Origin of the sequence: Maribacter litoralis (genome assembly GCF_902506355.1) — a bacterium.
Taxonomy (GTDB): domain Bacteria; phylum Bacteroidota; class Bacteroidia; order Flavobacteriales; family Flavobacteriaceae; genus Maribacter; species Maribacter litoralis.
Map to the genome: position 1 here is coordinate 744678 of NZ_LR733271.1, position 17157 is coordinate 761834.

The 17157-nt window shown below is 37.8% G+C and carries 18 protein-coding genes; 7 read left to right on the plus strand and 11 right to left on the minus strand.

Annotation, left to right across the window (positions count from 1 at the left end; genetic code table 11):
• Nucleotide 1: 1 nt before the first annotated feature.
• From murC to EXIGUO8A_RS03105, 10 genes are read right to left on the minus strand one after another with little or no spacing between them, the layout of a single operon-like run.
• Complete coding sequence (gene murC / locus EXIGUO8A_RS03060) at nt 2-1357, minus strand: UDP-N-acetylmuramate--L-alanine ligase (protein WP_159301878.1); 1356 nt, start codon at nt 1355-1357, stop codon at nt 2-4.
• A complete protein-coding gene (gene murG, locus EXIGUO8A_RS03065; RefSeq protein ID WP_159301879.1) occupies nt 1358-2446 on the minus strand; it encodes an undecaprenyldiphospho-muramoylpentapeptide beta-N-acetylglucosaminyltransferase in 1089 nt (362 codons plus the stop codon).
• Nucleotides 2433-3641 (minus strand): FtsW/RodA/SpoVE family cell cycle protein, encoded by a 1209-nt coding sequence (locus tag EXIGUO8A_RS03070; RefSeq protein ID WP_159301880.1) that lies wholly within the window; start codon nt 3639-3641, stop codon nt 2433-2435. Before EXIGUO8A_RS03070 ends, murG begins: the two co-directional genes overlap by 14 nt.
• 1 nt (nt 3642) lies before the next feature.
• Nucleotides 3643-4977, minus strand: coding sequence for a UDP-N-acetylmuramoyl-L-alanine--D-glutamate ligase (murD, locus tag EXIGUO8A_RS03075; protein ID WP_159301881.1), 1335 nt, complete (start codon nt 4975-4977; stop codon nt 3643-3645).
• Entirely contained in the window at nt 4977-6197 is a 1221-nt protein-coding gene (gene mraY, locus EXIGUO8A_RS03080; protein WP_159301882.1) for a phospho-N-acetylmuramoyl-pentapeptide-transferase, read from the minus strand. The genes murD and mraY overlap by 1 nt, the downstream gene beginning before the upstream one ends.
• Before the next feature lie 30 nt (nt 6198-6227).
• Nucleotides 6228-7691 carry a UDP-N-acetylmuramoyl-L-alanyl-D-glutamate--2,6-diaminopimelate ligase gene (locus EXIGUO8A_RS03085; RefSeq protein ID WP_159301883.1) on the minus strand — a complete coding sequence of 488 codons (1464 nt, stop codon included), beginning with the start codon at nt 7689-7691 and terminating at the stop codon, nt 6228-6230.
• Complete coding sequence (locus EXIGUO8A_RS03090; protein WP_159301884.1) at nt 7688-9694, minus strand: penicillin-binding protein; 2007 nt, start codon at nt 9692-9694, stop codon at nt 7688-7690. Before EXIGUO8A_RS03090 ends, EXIGUO8A_RS03085 begins: the two co-directional genes overlap by 4 nt.
• On the minus strand, nt 9694-10035 hold the full coding sequence (locus EXIGUO8A_RS03095; protein WP_407658169.1) for an FtsL-like putative cell division protein: 342 nt from the start codon (nt 10033-10035) through the stop codon (nt 9694-9696). Before EXIGUO8A_RS03095 ends, EXIGUO8A_RS03090 begins: the two co-directional genes overlap by 1 nt.
• Entirely contained in the window at nt 10022-10906 is an 885-nt protein-coding gene (rsmH, locus tag EXIGUO8A_RS03100; protein ID WP_236564423.1) for a 16S rRNA (cytosine(1402)-N(4))-methyltransferase RsmH, read from the minus strand. Before rsmH ends, EXIGUO8A_RS03095 begins: the two co-directional genes overlap by 14 nt.
• Nucleotides 10907-10913: 7 nt before the next feature.
• Nucleotides 10914-11387, minus strand: a complete 474-nt coding sequence (locus tag EXIGUO8A_RS03105) for a division/cell wall cluster transcriptional repressor MraZ (RefSeq protein ID WP_074669845.1) — start codon at nt 11385-11387, stop codon at nt 10914-10916.
• Nucleotides 11388-11649: 262 nt separating this feature from the next.
• Here EXIGUO8A_RS03105 and EXIGUO8A_RS03110 point away from each other — a divergent pair, with 262 nt between their 5' ends.
• Nucleotides 11650-12414, plus strand: a complete 765-nt coding sequence (locus tag EXIGUO8A_RS03110) for an alpha/beta fold hydrolase (RefSeq protein ID WP_116770088.1) — start codon at nt 11650-11652, stop codon at nt 12412-12414.
• An 11-nt stretch (nt 12415-12425) separates the two neighbouring features.
• Nucleotides 12426-13043: a ribosome biogenesis GTP-binding protein YihA/YsxC gene (yihA, locus tag EXIGUO8A_RS03115; RefSeq protein ID WP_159301886.1), complete on the plus strand. Its 618-nt coding sequence runs from the start codon at nt 12426-12428 to the stop codon at nt 13041-13043.
• 950 nt (nt 13044-13993) lie between these two features.
• On the opposite strand, the gene EXIGUO8A_RS18750 is transcribed toward yihA, so the two are convergent.
• A complete protein-coding gene (locus EXIGUO8A_RS18750; RefSeq protein ID WP_236564424.1) occupies nt 13994-14224 on the minus strand; it encodes a hypothetical protein in 231 nt (76 codons plus the stop codon).
• Nucleotides 14225-14429: 205 nt separating this feature from the next.
• Here EXIGUO8A_RS18750 and EXIGUO8A_RS03125 point away from each other — a divergent pair, with 205 nt between their 5' ends.
• The 5 genes from EXIGUO8A_RS03125 to EXIGUO8A_RS03145 all read left to right on the plus strand — a co-directional run bounded on the left by EXIGUO8A_RS03125 (nt 14430) and on the right by EXIGUO8A_RS03145 (nt 17117).
• Nucleotides 14430-14846 carry a hypothetical protein gene (locus tag EXIGUO8A_RS03125; RefSeq protein WP_159301887.1) on the plus strand — a complete coding sequence of 139 codons (417 nt, stop codon included), beginning with the start codon at nt 14430-14432 and terminating at the stop codon, nt 14844-14846.
• Nucleotides 14847-14858: 12 nt separating this feature from the next.
• Nucleotides 14859-15038, plus strand: a complete 180-nt coding sequence (locus EXIGUO8A_RS03130) for a toll/interleukin-1 receptor domain-containing protein (RefSeq protein WP_159301888.1) — start codon at nt 14859-14861, stop codon at nt 15036-15038.
• A gap of 82 nt (nt 15039-15120) precedes the next feature.
• Nucleotides 15121-15798 carry a hypothetical protein gene (locus EXIGUO8A_RS03135; protein ID WP_159301889.1) on the plus strand — a complete coding sequence of 226 codons (678 nt, stop codon included), beginning with the start codon at nt 15121-15123 and terminating at the stop codon, nt 15796-15798.
• 221 nt (nt 15799-16019) lie between these two features.
• Entirely contained in the window at nt 16020-16181 is a 162-nt protein-coding gene (locus EXIGUO8A_RS03140; protein WP_159301890.1) for a hypothetical protein, read from the plus strand.
• Between the two features lie 522 nt (nt 16182-16703).
• Nucleotides 16704-17117 (plus strand): hypothetical protein, encoded by a 414-nt coding sequence (locus EXIGUO8A_RS03145; RefSeq protein ID WP_159301891.1) that lies wholly within the window; start codon nt 16704-16706, stop codon nt 17115-17117.
• The last annotated feature ends 40 nt before the right edge of the window (nt 17118-17157 follow it).

Below are 17157 nucleotides of genomic sequence, written 5' to 3' on the forward strand. Positions count from 1 at the left end.
ATTAACTCGCATATGACATTTCTTTTTTTATTTTCACTACTTCCAAGCCTATATCTCCGGCTCCCATTGTTATTAATATTTCCGGATTTTGGTTTTTAATCTCAGATAGTATTTGCTCCTTTGAAATTAATTTTCTATTACCGTTTGTCATTTTGCCCAACAACCATTCTGAATCTACTCCCGTAATAGGCTCCTCCCTAGCCGGATATATATCCAACAACAAGATATTTTCAAAGCGAGATAAACTTTTTGCAAATTCATTCGCAAAGTCACGTGTTCTTGAAAACAAATGTGGTTGAAAAATTGCCAATACTTTTTTATTGGGATGCATTTCTGATACTGCCTCAAAAACCGCATTTATTTCAGTAGGATGGTGCGCATAATCATCTATATAAATGAAATCATCATTTTTAATTTGATAAGAAAAACGCCTCTGAACACCTTTAAAAGTTGCTAGTGCCTCAGCAAGGCGATGCGGCGGGGGACCTGCTTGCATCGCCATCGCAAAAGCCACTAAACCGTTCAACAAATTATGTCGCCCAGGTTTGTTAAATTCAACCCCTTCTAGTTTGAGGTCGGGGGTCTCCAAATCGAATATGTAGGTGCCATGTTCTATTTTTATGTTCCGGATACAATAATCCGAATCGTCTTCTATACCATAGGTAAGCCCTTCTAAAGGCAAACCATTTCGAACAAATAATTTACCGCCCGGTTTCAATCGCTCGGTAAAATCTTTAAACGTTCTTTCCAATTCTTGTGCATCGCCATAAATATCCAAATGATCTGCATCCATCGATGTAACACAAGCTACATTGGGCGTCAATTGCATAAATGAACGATCAAATTCATCGGCTTCCACTACCGAAAACTCGGTACCTTCCAACAAGAAATTACTATTGAAATCTTCTGAGATACCACCTAAGAAAGCGGTCATTTTCACTCCCGTTTCTTTTAACAAGTGTGCCAAAATACTTGACGTTGTTGTTTTTCCATGGGTACCGGCAACTGCTAAACAAAATGAATCTTTAGTAATTAAACCAAGTACTTCCGATCGTTTTTTAATGGTAAAACCATTCTGTACAAAGAACTGGTATTCTTTATGATTAGAGGGTACTGCTGGTGTATATACCACCAAGGTATGCTCTGGATCGTTTTTATATTCGTCAGCTACACTATCGATATCGTCCACATAATGAACATCGATACCAGAACTTGCCAGTTCTTGGGTTAATGGGGTTTCGGTTTTATCGTACCCCGCAACCGTTTTGTCTATGAACGCAAAATAACGCGCCAAAGCAGACATACCAATGCCTCCAATGCCAATAAAATACACCCTATGTATTTGCGTTACGTTCATTTATTTTATCAATTTTTCTATTTCATCGCAGATATCAGCCGTTGCATTGGGCAATGCCAATGCTTTGATATTCTTTGACAATTCAACTTGCTTTTCAGATGAATTAAAGACCGATTCAAATTCTGACTTAAATTGATCATCAAGCTCTTTTTCTTTAATCATTATAGCGGCATTTTTTTTCACCAAAGACAATGCGTTCATTGTCTGATGATCTTCTGCCACTACCGGTGACGGAATAAAAAATGTTGGCTTACCTACCAAGCACAATTCAGACACCGCACCTGCTCCTGCCCTTGAAATGATGAAATCTGCCGCTACATAGGCTTTATCCATAGAATTCAAAAAGGCATGTACTTTTATATTCTCTGATTGATGGACTTTATACGTCTCATAATACCCTTTACCACATTGCCATATTACCTGTAAGCCCAATGCCTCAAAATATTCTAAATGATCCACAATTAGCTGATTAATGCGTCTGGCACCTAAACTGCCACCCAACACCAACAATACTTTTTTAGCGTCACTCAATTCAAAATAGTTTAAAGCTTCTTCTTTGGTGGCTTTTAACTCCACCAAATCTGACCGAACAGGGTTACCTGTTAATACTATTTTATCCTTTGGAAAAAACTTCTCCATACCTTCATAGGCTACACAGATTTTTTCCACTTTATCTTTTAATAGTTTATTGGTGATTCCCGCAAAAGAATTCTGTTCTTGTAAAACACAAGGAATCCCTTTTGTGGTTGCCATTTTTAACAACGGACCACTAGCAAAACCACCCGTGCCAATTACGGCATGCGGTTTAAACTTCGATACGATGCTATTTGCTCTCATTAAACTACTTATCAATTTTATCGGAAAAAGTAGATTTTTAAGGGTCAGTTTTCGCTGAATTCCCGTAATCCACAATCCTTCTATTTTGTACCCCGCTTGTGGTACTTTTTCCATTTCCATTCTATCCTTTGCTCCAACGAACAAAAACTCTGCATCAGGATATCTCCTTTTCAATTCGTTCGCTATGGCTATCGCCGGATAAATATGTCCGCCAGTACCTCCGCCCGACAAAATAAACTTATAACTGCCCACTTAATATCTCTAAAGGGTTAGTCTCGTCCATATCTACATCGTTGCCAGAAGCACTTTCCTGAACTATACTTTTATTACTCGCACTCAAAATGATCCCTATAGCCAAACAGGTCATCCAACTTGAGGTACCACCACTACTGATCAATGGTAAATTCTGCCCCGTTACCGGAAACAATTCTACCGCTACCGCCATATTTATCAATGCCTGAAATACTATTGGCAGCCCTACTCCTAATACCAACAACTTACTGAATATGGTAGCACAACCGTTGGCTACTACCACTATTCTAAATAACAAGAACATGTAAAAAAGCATTAAAATGAATCCGCCTACCAGGCCATATTCTTCTACAATAATTGCATAGATAAAATCTGATGAACTCTGTGGCAAGAAGTTCTTCTGCACACTTTTTCCCGCTCCTTTACCTACAATACCTCCTGTTGCAATGGCTATTTTTGCACGTTCTATCTGGTAGTTTCCTTCAGTATCTTCAGCATTAGAGAAACTATCAATACGGCTCATCCAAGTATCTACCCTATTCGGGAATAAATCTGGAAAAGCTTTTGCCGTTAATATGAATATGAACAAAAACAGTATTCCCGTACCAACGATCCCCAATAGGTATTTCATAGGATAACCACCTAAAAAGCATAATACCATTACCATTGAGAAAACTATCGCTGCGGTAGAAAAGTTAGCCGGCAATATTAAAGCCACTACCAAGAAAACAGGCAACCATAACGGGAGAATACTTTCTTTAAAGGTTATTTTAATATCCCTAACTTTTGAAAAATAGCGTGCTACGTAAATCATCAATACCACAGCTGCCAAGTTAGAGGGCTGAAAACCGAAACCTACCAAAGGCAAACGGATCCAACGACTATCATTGGTACCACCACTAGAAGTGCCTTGTGCCAAAACAAATATGAGCAACACCAAAACAATGGGTAGGGCGATCATAGAAAGACCTTTAAAGAAATGCGTAGGTATTTTATGCACACCATAAATAATTCCAAAACCTAAAAACAACAGTATGGCATGTTTTACCAAGTGACCCACCGGCGTACCGTTACCCACTACATACACCAAATTACTACTGGCGCTATATACAGGTAAAAACGAGAACAGGGCCAAGAGTGCCGCAATGGCCCAAATGGCTTTATCTCCTTTTATATTTTGGAATATATTCAACAACTTATAGGTTTTTTACACAGTTTTTAAATTGATCTCCGCGATCTTCATAGTTTTTAAACAGATCAAAACTTGCACAAGCAGGCGATAACAATACCGTATCCCCACGTTCTGCAATTTTATAGGCTACTTTTACGGCTTCTTCCATAGCATACGTTTCAACCAATAAGTCTACGGCCTTACCAAATACATGCTTGATCTTTTCATTATTCTCGCCCAAGCAAATAATTGCCTTTACTTTTTCTCGTACCAAAGGCATTAGTTCCATATACTCATTTCCTTTGTCCACCCCACCTACAATCCACACAGTAGGTGATTTCATACTATCCAATGCGTAATAGGCAGCATTTACATTTGTTGCCTTTGAGTCGTTTATATACTCCACATGATGTATTTTCAACACCTTTTCCAAACGGTGGGGAGCCCCTTGAAAATTAGAAACACAGGCTCTTATGGTCTCTTTGCGTATACCGACCAATTTTGCAATTGTTGCCGCTGCCATTGTGTTCTTTACATTGTGCTGACCTTCTAAGGCCAAAGTGTTCTTCGTCATGCTAATAGTGTCTGTTGTTGTTTTTATTATTATCTCGTTTTGTTCTATAAATGCGCCTTGCTCAAATACTTTATTCAATGAAAAGGGCATTAATTTTGATTTGACAGGGTGCTTGCTCAGCCAATCCACCAAAACCGTATCATCTGCGTCATAAATCAAATAATCGTTTTCGTCTTGGTTTTCTGCAATTCTGAATTTTGATGCTATATAGTTTTCAAATTCATACTCATACCGATCTAAATGATCTGGTGTAATATTCGTAATCACGGCAATGTGTGGTTTAAAATCTTTAATGCCGTCTAATTGAAAACTGCTGATTTCAAGTACGTAATACTCAAAATCGTTCTCCGCAACCATTTTTGCATAACTATCGCCAATATTACCTGCCATACCCACTTTTAAATCAGCTGTAGCCAATATGTGGTTCGTTAGCATGGTAGTCGTTGTTTTACCGTTGCTTCCCGTTATACCAATGATTTTTGCATCTGTATACTTTGATGCAAATTCTATCTCTGATATTACTGGAACACCGTTCGCCGCCAACTGCTTTACCAAGGGTACTTTATCCGGAATACCCGGACTCTTCATTACCAAATCGGCTTTTAGTATGCGGTCTTCAGAATGCTGTTCTTCTTCCCAATCAATCTCAAAATGTTCAAGAACGTTTTTATACTTCTCTTTTATTTTTCCTTTATCCGATACAAATACATCGTATCCTTTCTTTAATCCTAAAATGGCCGTACCTACTCCACTTTCTCCTCCTCCAAGTACTACTAGCAGTGCCATTATCTAATTTTTAAGGTCACTATGGTCACAATGGCCAATAAAATACCCACGATCCAAAAACGGGTTACGATCTTACTCTCGTGATATCCTTTTTTCTGATAGTGATGATGTAAGGGAGACATTAAAAAAATGCGTCTACCTTCACCAAGTTTCTTTTTTGTGTACTTAAAATACCCTACTTGCATCATCACGGAAATGGACTCGGCAAAGAAGATTCCGCACAACACGGGAATCAACAATTCTTTACGTACTATAATCGCGATTACGGCAATTACCCCACCAATGGTCAAACTACCCGTATCGCCCATGAATACTTGTGCCGGAAAGGCGTTATACCATAAAAATCCGATCAATGCACCAACAAAAGCGGTAATGAAAATCAACAGCTCTCCTACTCTTGGTATGTACATGATATCCAAGTAATCAGAGAAAATAATATTACCCGATACCAGCGCAAAAATACCCAGCGTAAATACGATAATAGCCGAAGTACCCGCAGCGAGACCATCTATACCATCAGTTAAATTAGCTCCATTAGATACTGCCGTAACTATTAATATGATTATTGGTATAAACAACAACCAAGCATACTCCTTTGCACTTTCGCCTGCCCAAGAAATTAAACTACCGTAGTCAAACTCGTTATTTTTAAAGAACGGTACTGTTGTCATGGTCGATTTAATTTCCTCTCCCTTTACTTGCTCAACCGTGTATTCTTGTGTAATTATGGTCTTATCATGATCACGCATGGTCACTTCTGGATGAAAGTATAGTACCGCACCAACTATAAGCCCCAATGTTACCTGACCCAAGACCTTGAACCTACCTTTTAAACCTTCTTTGTTCTTTTTAAATACTTTGATGTAATCATCTAAAAAGCCAATTGCCCCCATCCAAAGCATGGTGAAAATCAATAGTATTATGTAGATATTCTCCAATCGTGCAAATAACAGTACAGGGATAAGGGTAGACATAATAATGATCAATCCGCCCATTGTCGGGGTACCCGCTTTTTGCTTTTGACCGTCAAGACCTAAATCTCGAATGGTCTCGCCCACCTGTTGTTTTTGCAAAAACAGAATAACACGCTTACCGTATACTGTTGCAATCATCAACGAAAAAAGAATAGCCATTGCAGCACGAAACGTACTAAACTGAAACAGCGTAGCACCGGGCAACTGGTATTGTTTTTCTAAATATTCAAACAGATAGGTTAACATAAATTCTTTATTCTTGCTTCTAAGCTTTGGTTATTTATCTAGGCTATTCAATAGCTCTTTTACTATTTTAAAATCGTCGAAATCTACACGCTTACCATTGGTCTCTTGATAGGTTTCGTGACCCTTACCGGCTACCAATATGATATCGTTGGCATCTGCCAATTGACAGGCCGTTTTTATTGCCTGTTCCCTATTTTCAATGGACAGCATTTTTTTGACGTTCTGCGGCTCGACCCCCGCTTCCATTTCGGTGATGATTTCCGTGGGCGATTCCGTTCTAGGGTTATCGGATGTAAAAATCACTTTGTTACTCATCTCAGAGGCGATATTACCCATTACCGGACGCTTTGATCTGTCTCTATCGCCACCACACCCCACAACGGTGATGACGTTTTCATTTCCAGTTCTCAACGTGTTGATTGTCTCAAGCACATTTTTTAGGGCGTCCGGCGTATGGGCATAATCAACTATTGCCGTAATTCTGTTTTTTGATATATAATATTGAAACCTGCCGTCTACATTTTCCAACTCACTTATAAGGCGTAGGGTTTCTAATTGATCCAATCCTAATAAATCCGCAGTAGCGTAAATCGCCAGCATGTTATAAGCATTGAAATAACCTATTAATTTTGACCAAAGTTCGTTGTCATTGATTTTCAACAATTGACCATCGAACTGGTTCTCTAAAATCTGCGCTCTATAATCAGCATAGTTCTTTAGCGCATACGTTGCTTTTTTAGCTTTGGTATTCTGCAACATGACCAAGCCGTTCTTATCGTCAATATTGGTCAACGCAAAAGCCGTTTTAGGCAATTGATCGAACAATATCTTTTTGGTATCGCGATATTCTGCGAAGGTTTTATGATAGTCTAGGTGATCATGGGAAAGATTGGTGAAAATTGCACCCGCAAATGCCAAACCTTCAGTTCTTTTTTGATGAATACCATGAGAGCTCACTTCCATAAAACAAAACTCTACACCGGCATCGTTCATCAATTTTAAATGCTTATTGACTACCAATGCATCTGGTGTGGTATGTTTGGTAGGAAATTCGGTATCGTCTACCATTATTTTTATGGTGGACAACAACCCTACTTTATACCCTGCTTTTTTGAACAATTGATACAATAAACTAGATACCGTGGTTTTACCATTGGTACCGGTAACACCCACCAATTTTAAATTTTTAGACGGCGTATCGTAGAAGTTAGAAGCCATCAATGCCAATGCTTGATTACCACTTTCTACTTGCACATAGGTTACATCATCTACCATTTCTTTTGGCAGCTCTTCACAAACAATCGCCCTTGCACCAGCTTTTACAACCGCATCAATATATTTATGGCCATCTGTAACCGTACCTTTAATTGCAACAAAGGCATCAGATTTTTGCACTTCACGAGAATCGAACTGCACTGAAGCTATATCACAAGTAGTAGTACCGCTAACAGCAGTAATACGCACTCCATATAATATGTCTTTCAATTGCATCATATCAACTCCAATACTATTTTTTTCACCGCTTTTAAATCTGTACCCGTAGAGATCGATTGGCGTTTAACTTTTCCGTTCCCTTTTACCTCTACCTCAATACCCAAATTTTCTAAAATTGCTACGGCATCCATACCGCACATACCTTTTACATTTGGTACTGCAGCATATTTTTGCTGCGCCTTTTTATAATAGCCACTATGAGAATCTTCATTATCTGCCACCAATACATCTTTTACATCCACCTCACTTGTTAAAGGTGATGTAGCATATACTTTCTGTGCAACCGATTTAAATACCGGCCCTGAAACATCGGCACCGTAATATCCTACACCCTTATCTGGCTTATGGATAACTACAATACACGAGTACTTTGGATCGTCTGCCGGAAAATAGCCAGCGAATGACGAAATGTATTCGTACTTAGACCTATCCTTAGATACATAGTTTGTCTGGGTAGTTCCTGTTTTTCCTGCCATGGAAAAATTCTTGGAATACATACCATGACCGGTGCCATGCTCTTTCTCTACCACATTTTTAAGTATCTGCTGTACTTTCTTCACAGTAGACTGCGAACAAATAGCAGGGTTCAATACTTTTTTATCGAACTTCTCTATGGTCTTATCCCATTCCTTTACTTCTTTCAATAATCTTGGCTTTACCATTTCACCATCATTGGCGATAGCATTATAAAAAGCCAAAGTCTGTAACGGAGTCATAGAAACCTCATACCCATAAGCCATTTGCGCCAATGACAACCCAGACCAACCTTTATCACCTGGGTAACGTAAAACCGGTTTGCCTTCACCAACAACCGGTAAGCCCAGTTCTTTATGAATGCCCATTTCCATTAACCTGTTTACATATTTCTCTGGATCGTTCTTGTAGCCTTCATGCACCATTTTTGCAAATGCAACGTTAGACGACACTTCAAATGCCTTTGACATGGTAATTTTTCCATGACCACCACGCTTGGTATCCTTTATTCTATGTCTATATAATTTCCATGACCCTTTTTCGGTATCTATTACAGAACTGGTATCTATTATCTTATCTTCTAAAGCAGCTACCAAGTTCACCAACTTAAATGTTGACCCAGGCTCGTGAGACTCACCTATGGCATAATTTAATCGCTCATAATATTTACCTTCTGAAGTCTGCCCTAAATTGGAAATCGCTTTTACCTCACCGGTCTTCACCTCCATTACGATTACCGTACCGTGGTCTGCCTGGTATTTTTCCAATTGCCCCAAAAGTGCATGGTGCGCTATATCTTGTATATTGATGTCAATGGTAGAATACACATCATAACCATCTTTTGGCTCAATGATATTATCGTTACCGATCGGTTTCCACTGCCCTTTGGCGATTTTTTGCTTTAAACGCTTACCAGAAATTCCCCTTAAATATTCTCCAAAGGCACCTTCCATTCCCACACGGGTGTAATAACCGTTTTCATCTACACGCTCATACCCGACACTACGCTCGGCTATTTTACCTAGCGGATGCTCTCTTTTGGTTTTCTGCTCAATGATCAAACCTCCTTTATAGGCACCTTTATTAAATAGCGGCATCTTTTTAACTGCCATATAATCTGAATAATCCAAATTACGCACGATCAATGCGTATCTATTTTTATTCTCTCTTGCCTTTCTTAAAATTTGCTGATAATGAGAAGATGTTTTCCCAAACTGCTTTGCCAAGGCATCTGCCAACGGCTTTACATTTTCCTTAAAATCTTCGCTGCTAACGGTTACGGCATCAAAACGGATGGTGTATTTAGATACCGAAGTCGCCAAAAGGCTACCATCGTCAGAATACAAATTACCCCTGTTGGGCTCAATGGTGAACATACGCTCTGTTCGCGTATCTGCCAATGCCTGGTATTTTTCGCCATCTACAATTTGAATAGAAACCAGCTTGAACAACACCGCGCCCGCAAAGAGCACCATGCAACCCGCCACTATGTAGAGTCTTTTTAATATGCTTTTATCCGTTACCGCCATTACTCCTCTTCATTTAAAGATTTCACTTTAATTTTTTGCGGGGGAGTTTCTGAAGGAAATAATCCTTTTGCCGATATTTTACCGGTAATGTTCGATTCTAGCTTTAACTGCTGCACATCTGATCGCATATCGACAAATTCGTTACGCAATTCTTTCACCTCTTCGTTCAACAATGCAATACGGTGTACTTTTTGATCGGCGCTGTGTGAGCTACTGATCATTACCGTTGCCAAAAAAGAAATGAAAATAATGAACAGCCAATTTTTAGGGGCGTCACCGCTCACCAAAAACTTTCCCTTCAATAGGTCAAATACACCTGTTTTCACTTTACTTTTCGCCATTGCGTTCTGCTATTCTCAATTTGGCACTACGTGCTCTGTTATTAACTTTTATCTCTTCTCTGGTCGGAACTATCAATCCTCCAACCTTTTTTAACGGTACATCTATATTCCCGTAAAAATCCTTTTCTGGCTCTCCTTCAAATTGACCGGCCCTTATAAATCTTTTTACCAACCTATCTTCTAACGAGTGGTAACTTATAACACTTAGTCTTCCCTTCTCTTTCAACAACCCTGGCACCTGCTCCAAAAACTCTTTGATCACCGCAATCTCTTGATTCACCTCTATGCGAATCGCCTGATATATCTGTGCCAATATTTTATGCTGCCTATGCTCTGGCAAAAACTGCTTTAACACCACCTTTAAGGCATCGGTAGTCTGTATCGGCTCTTCTTCCCTACTGGCAACAATTACCTTTGCCATAGCGTTGGCATTTCTGATATCGCCATATTCGAACAACACCTTTCTCAAGTCGTCATACGAATATTTGTTGACCACCTCAAAAGCAGACAGCGTATTACGCTTGCTCATTCGCATATCCAGATCCGCATCGAAACGGGTAGAAAAACCACGTTCCGCTTGATCGAACTGATGCGATGAAACTCCAAAATCTGCCAAGATTCCATCTACTTTTCTAATGCCATAGAACTTTAAAAACTGGGTGATGTATCTAAAATTTTCCGCAATTAGCGTAAATCTTGGATCACCTAACGCGTTTGCCTGCGCATCTTCGTCTTGATCAAAGGCATATAACTTGCCTTCTTTACCCAATCTTTTCAATATTTCTTTAGAGTGACCGCCACCACCAAATGTCACGTCTACATATATACCGTCTTCTTTGATGTCCAACCCATCTACTGTCTCTGTCAGCATTACCGGATTATGATACATCTTTATCGTCTTTTTTGTTCAGCATTACACGCTTCACCAAATTCTTCTTCTCTTCCTTAGATATAGATATGGTAGCTTCGTACTCTTTCACATCCCATATCTCCAAATGCTTGCGCATTGGCACTATCTTCACCTCTTTTGTAATTCCAGCTAAAGAAATCACGTCTTTTGCCAATAAAAGCCTACCGGTACCATCTACCTCTACAGGTCTTAGCCCATCCATAAATATTCTTTGAAAAAGTTGGCTTTCTTCATCAAATCGGTTATTCTGGTCCATTTCCGCCATGATTTTATACCATTCTTGAGCAGGATATAATTCTAGACATTCGTTGTAGTACGACTTTTTAATAAAAAAACCTTCATTTAAGATCGGAGTCATTTGATTGCGCAGCGCAACAGGAAGCATGATACGCCCCTTGGCATCGGCCTTGCAGTTAAATGTCCCAAAGAAATAAATGTCCAAAATGGATAGGTTTTATTTATATAACTCAAATATATAAATATTATTACCACATTTTACCACTAAAAACCACTTTGTTAATAAATTACCCCTTTTGTGAACCGTTTTTGCCACTCATCGGATTTTTTTGATCAGATTTTACCACTTCACCTTTATTCTGGGGAAAATCTAAAGTTGATGTAATCATAAAACCACCTTATCGAAAAGAGTTGTTTGCTATTCTCTGTAATTACCTATATTTGGGCAATTATGATGAGTAGTGCGCATGGAAAACGAATTGATTAACGAAGGTGGCTTTAAGTATATAGAGAAAGGTGAAGGAAAACCCATAATTATTCTTCACGGACTTATGGGCGGACTTAGTAATTTTGAAGGGGTAACCTCTTATTTTCCTCCAAAAGGATACAAAGTACTTATACCTGAACTTCCGCTATATTCTATGCCAATGTTGAAGACAACGGTAAAGAATTTTGCAAAATATCTTAAAAAATTTATAGATCATAAAGGACTCGAAGATGTTATTCTTTTAGGCAACTCTTTAGGTGGCCATATTGGTCTTTTACATACCAAACTTTACCCTGCCAAGGTTAAGGCATTGGTCATTACCGGTAGTTCTGGGCTCTACGAAAGTGCCATGGGCGACGGTTACCCTAAACGTGGTGATTATGAGTTCATTAAAAAGAAGGCTCAAGATGTTTTCTATGATCCAGAAGTTGCCACCAAAGAAATTGTAGATGAAGTTTTTGCCACGGTCAACGATCGTGTTAAATTGGTAAAAACCTTGGCGATCGCCAAAAGTGCCATTCGCCATAACATGGCTCAAGATCTACCAAGCATGCAAACCCCTACTTGTATTATTTGGGGTAAAGATGATACGGTTACTCCGCCAGATGTTGCAGAGCTTTTTGACGAGCTGCTACCCAATTCCGATCTTTTTTGGTTGGATAAATGCGGACACGCACCTATGATGGAGCACCCAGACCAGTTCAATACCATTTTAGATGAATGGTTGACCAAAAATAATTTTTAAATACCCTACGGATGAAAATAAAGTCGGCCGACTTTGTAATGAGCAATTCCGATGTTACCAAATGCCCAAAGGAGCCATTGCCCGAGTATGCCTTTATTGGTCGTTCTAACGTGGGTAAGTCTTCTTTAATCAATATGTTGACCGAGCGTAAAAGCTTGGCAAAAACCTCTGGTCGCCCCGGAAAAACCCAACTTATCAACCACTTTAAGATCAACGAGAATTGGTTTTTGGTCGATTTACCGGGTTATGGTTATGCTCGTGTTTCCAAAAAAGATAAAAACACCTTTCAAAAATATATTACCAATTACTTTTTACAACGAGAGCAATTGGTATGTTCTTTTGTGCTCGTAGATATTCGCCATGATCCACAACCTATAGATATGGAATTCATGCAGTGGATGGGTGAAAACGGAGTACCCTTTGCCATAATTTTTACAAAAGCCGATAAATTAAAGCCAAAAGCCATTGAGCGACAAGTAAACCAGTATTTGAACAAACTCACCACGGACATGTGGGAAGAAGCTCCACCGCACTTTATCACCAGCTCTAGCCACCGCAGCGGCCGCGATGAAGTATTAGCATACATAGACGAGATAAACGGGCAGTTTTTTGAGGCAACGAAGAAGTAGTTGTTGGTTGTTCGTTGATGGTTGTTCGTTTTTTAACGCTGCGCGTTTTTTGTATTAAGTACTTGTTCTAGCATTCAGTTGGCAGTGACAGTTGGCAGTGACAGTTGGCAGTATCAGTTGGCAGTATCAGTTGGCAGTATCAGTTGGCAGTAACAGTTTGCAGTTTTTCTTAACGCTGCGCGTTTTTTGTATTAAGTATTAAGTACAAAGTATATAGCTGTTTGTGTTAGTTCTTCGTGCTTCGTACTCAGAGCTGTTCGCTTTATGCTATTCGTTTTACACTTCACATCCACTACTTAATACTTTGTACTTATTACTTTGTACTCTTTAATTACTTACGACTTAATACGCTGTACTTTCTACTCTTTAAAACCGAAATGTCACTTCGAGCGCAGTCGAGAACTTTGAAACTCGCATCACTTCAGCTAGGCTCAGTGACCGAATAAGCTCTACGACCGAGTGAGACCAACAACCAAATACAGAACACACCTTCAACAGATTGCCACGTCGCGAAAAGCTCCTCGCAAAGACGAATATTAAAATCTCTCCGTCATAGCGAGCAAAGCGCGGCTATCTTTTTTTTTGGAACACGTATCTCTAAGACTACGTTTAACAACAGACAAAACATATTGTCAGTTCGAGTGGATTTTATACTGTAGCAGAGCGGAAGTAAAAAATTTGTATCGAGAACCCTCGCGTGTACCGAACCTGTTCTCGATACAAATTTTCTCATGCTTCGAAAATTCACTCGAACTGACAGTAGGGATAACACTTCACTAAAGACAACTGAAAACTGAAACTGCTTACTGAACACTGAAACTGCCTACTTCACCAATAAGATCCTCCACCGTCTCCATAGCGTTCAACTTCTCGGCAGACACCAACACCTTTAGGTCATGACCTGTTTCTACCAATATAATAGGATAGGTATACTTGTGCCCAAACTTACTTTAATAATTTTCTTGGAATTCGTCTTTATGAAAGAATTCTAACTCGTAGCCTTTGGCTAACAAGCTTTCTCTAAACCCTTTCCACTGTTTGTTCTCGGTAAAACTGCCATAGGTTAAACTGCAGAGATTGCAGTTATAGGTAGCTGGGTTGATGATTTTATGGGCGAAGTCTAGCATTTTACTGCCCGTGTCGCTATTGGCATTGTAGATAAATAGAATTTTCTTAGGCACGACCATTTGGTCGTAAAAATACTCAAACCATACATAATTTTTGACCAATTATGGTTTCCCGTAATGCAGTGTAAATTCTAAATTGTAGGTTTATTCTTTAGAGATATATTAGAAGTGTAATTACATATATTTTTGAATATAGGGGAATATGCGTAATTGTGCACATACACCATAGTTGTATGCCATTTAAACAAAACTCAAACCTATGATCGACAACCTTTACTTTATTTACTGTACGATTTTATCATTTAGCGGATTTGCAATCGGATTTTATGGAATACTAGCTAAACATAAAATTGAAATGGAAACCAGAATCGGAATGGACAATGGTTTTGACTTTGACACGGAAAAGGGAAACGCATATTTTGCTGAACGATTTGAAAACTGGAAAGCGGGTTCTTATTTTGACTCTCAATTCGCACCAATAAGTGGAATTTTAATAGCACTAACTGGAGCTGGACTGAATTTAATTAGCAACACTTGGTGGACCTCTATTTTATTGTTGGTTATCGCATATATCGTTTACTTACAAGCTGTGAAATTGGTAAAATGGAAAATTCAAATCATATCAATGTTGACTTTATTGATTTCAGCAATTCTGATAATAATAAAACTGATATAAAAAACGAACTGAATGGATAATCCAAAAGCATTTATTTCATACGCTTGGGAAAGTGAAGAAGCCAAAATATGGGTAAAAGAACTTGCAACAGAATTACGAAATGATGGAATTGATGCAAAACTTGACCAATGGGAAATTGTTCCAGGCGACCAAATGCCTCATTTTATGGAAAAATCAGTCAGGGAAAAATGACTATGTTCTTATTATTTGCACACCAAAATATAAGACCAAATCGGAAGATAGAATAGGCGGAGTTGGATATGAGGGAGATATAATGACAGCAGAGGTTTTGCAAAAATCAAATCATAGAAAATTTATCCCAATTTTAAAATCCGGAACTAAAGACACTTCAATCCCTAGTTGGCTTCAAGGAAAATATTATGTGGACTTGTCAAACGAAACACATTATGAAAATAATTATTCTGACTTAACAACTACATTATTAAACGATAGGGAAACTGCACCTGAACTTGGAATATCAACTACAAGAAAAACACCTAATTCAAGAAATCAAGAAACAAAGTCTGAACCTGTCCCGAAAGATGAACCAATCAAAATTAAAGGAATTGTTATAGATGAAATTACTCAACCAACGAATGATGGAACTGCTGGAAGTGGATTATATAAAATACCTTTTGAATTAAATAGAACACCCAGTTATGAATGGAGAGAGTTATTTATAAATGCTTGGAATCGACCACCAAGTTGGACTTCAATGCATAGACGGGGAATTGCAACGGCTTACGGGAATCAAGTGATTTTAAATGGAACTACAATCGAAGAAGTCGAAAAGTATCATAAAGACACTCTTAAATTAGCTGTGCAAGTTGCTAATAAGCAATTAGAGGAAATTAATAGAAGGAAACAACAACAAGCTGAAAGGGAAAGAATTGAAAGAGAAAATCATCGAAAGAATATAGATGATATTAGTAATCGAATAAATTTTGATTAATAAAAAACGGCATACAACAAAGAACTGAGGTAAAAAACAAACAAATTCTTCTTTAATCTGAGACAATATTATTCTAGGCTCATGGATTCTAAAATCAGATTCTTGAGCTTTTTTTTAAAATAAATAATAGGGCTCGTGCTAGATTTGAAAGGTTAGCGTTTATTTATTAGCTACACTTTATTCATAAAAATACTTTATATGAATTAATTAAAATGTCTTAAATGAACGAAAAGGAATTTCAAGAATTCAAGAAAAATATCCCGAATTATCTAAATAGATTGTCCGAATTATTAAAAACCGAATTGACATATAACTATGATGAGATGGATACGATAGAGCATCTTTATGAAAAAAACCTTAAATCACCATCATTTTGGGATTAACAGAAATTGATTTTGATAACATTTTCTATTCATATTTTGGAGAGGCATGAATCAATTATAATAGAGGTTTTGGGATTTTATCTAATTCTCGTAGAGACAGGGCATATGGAACTCCTATTATTACGAATTCTAACAATACAAAATATACTATAAGTCCTTATGTGTGGAAAGAATTTATCAAACGAGATTTACAACGTGCACCATTGAGTAAAGTAATCAGAAGGTCTCAAATACCAAGAGATATATAAAAAACGTAATTCGAGATAGTTCTGATGTAAAAAACAAACCTCTCCATATTTAATCTAAGTTCATACAATTCTAAGCTCTTAGATTCTAAAATCAGATTCTTTGAGTTTTTTTTAATTTCAATATAATTGTTAGGCAACTAATCAATTGTAATTACGTTATAAAATCTAAATAGCACTACACATAATGAAATTAAAATATTTTCTATATTCTCTATCTATACTGTTTATTACCAGTTGTTCTTCCCATAAAAAAATAAACAAATTAGCTTCTAATTTGGATTGTAGTAAATCATTTGAATTCATTTTCGACAAGGAAAGTAATTACGCTAAAATTGAGAAAACAGGACCAAGTATTGGAGAATCAAAAATTCCAGGTTATGAATCAACATTTGTAGCCGCAGTTGAGGAATTACAACAAAATACAAGCACCAATTTAAGTGTAAAAAACTCATTTGGTTTTCCTAATGATAATGTGGTAAAAGTAATTGTTAAAATTGAACGAATTGAATGGAACTTTAGAACTGCTGATGCTATAATGAATACCGATTTAAGCTTTAAAGTCAAAGACAAAGAATTTCTAATTACCGGCACAAATACAGTTTATTGGCATGGCACAAAAAAAGGTAACTTACATAAAAGTTTAAAAAATGGTATTTATCAATTCTTAAGTGCATTTTGCACTCCTTAAACTCATCAGCTTATCTTAGAAAATACTATTCAAAACAATA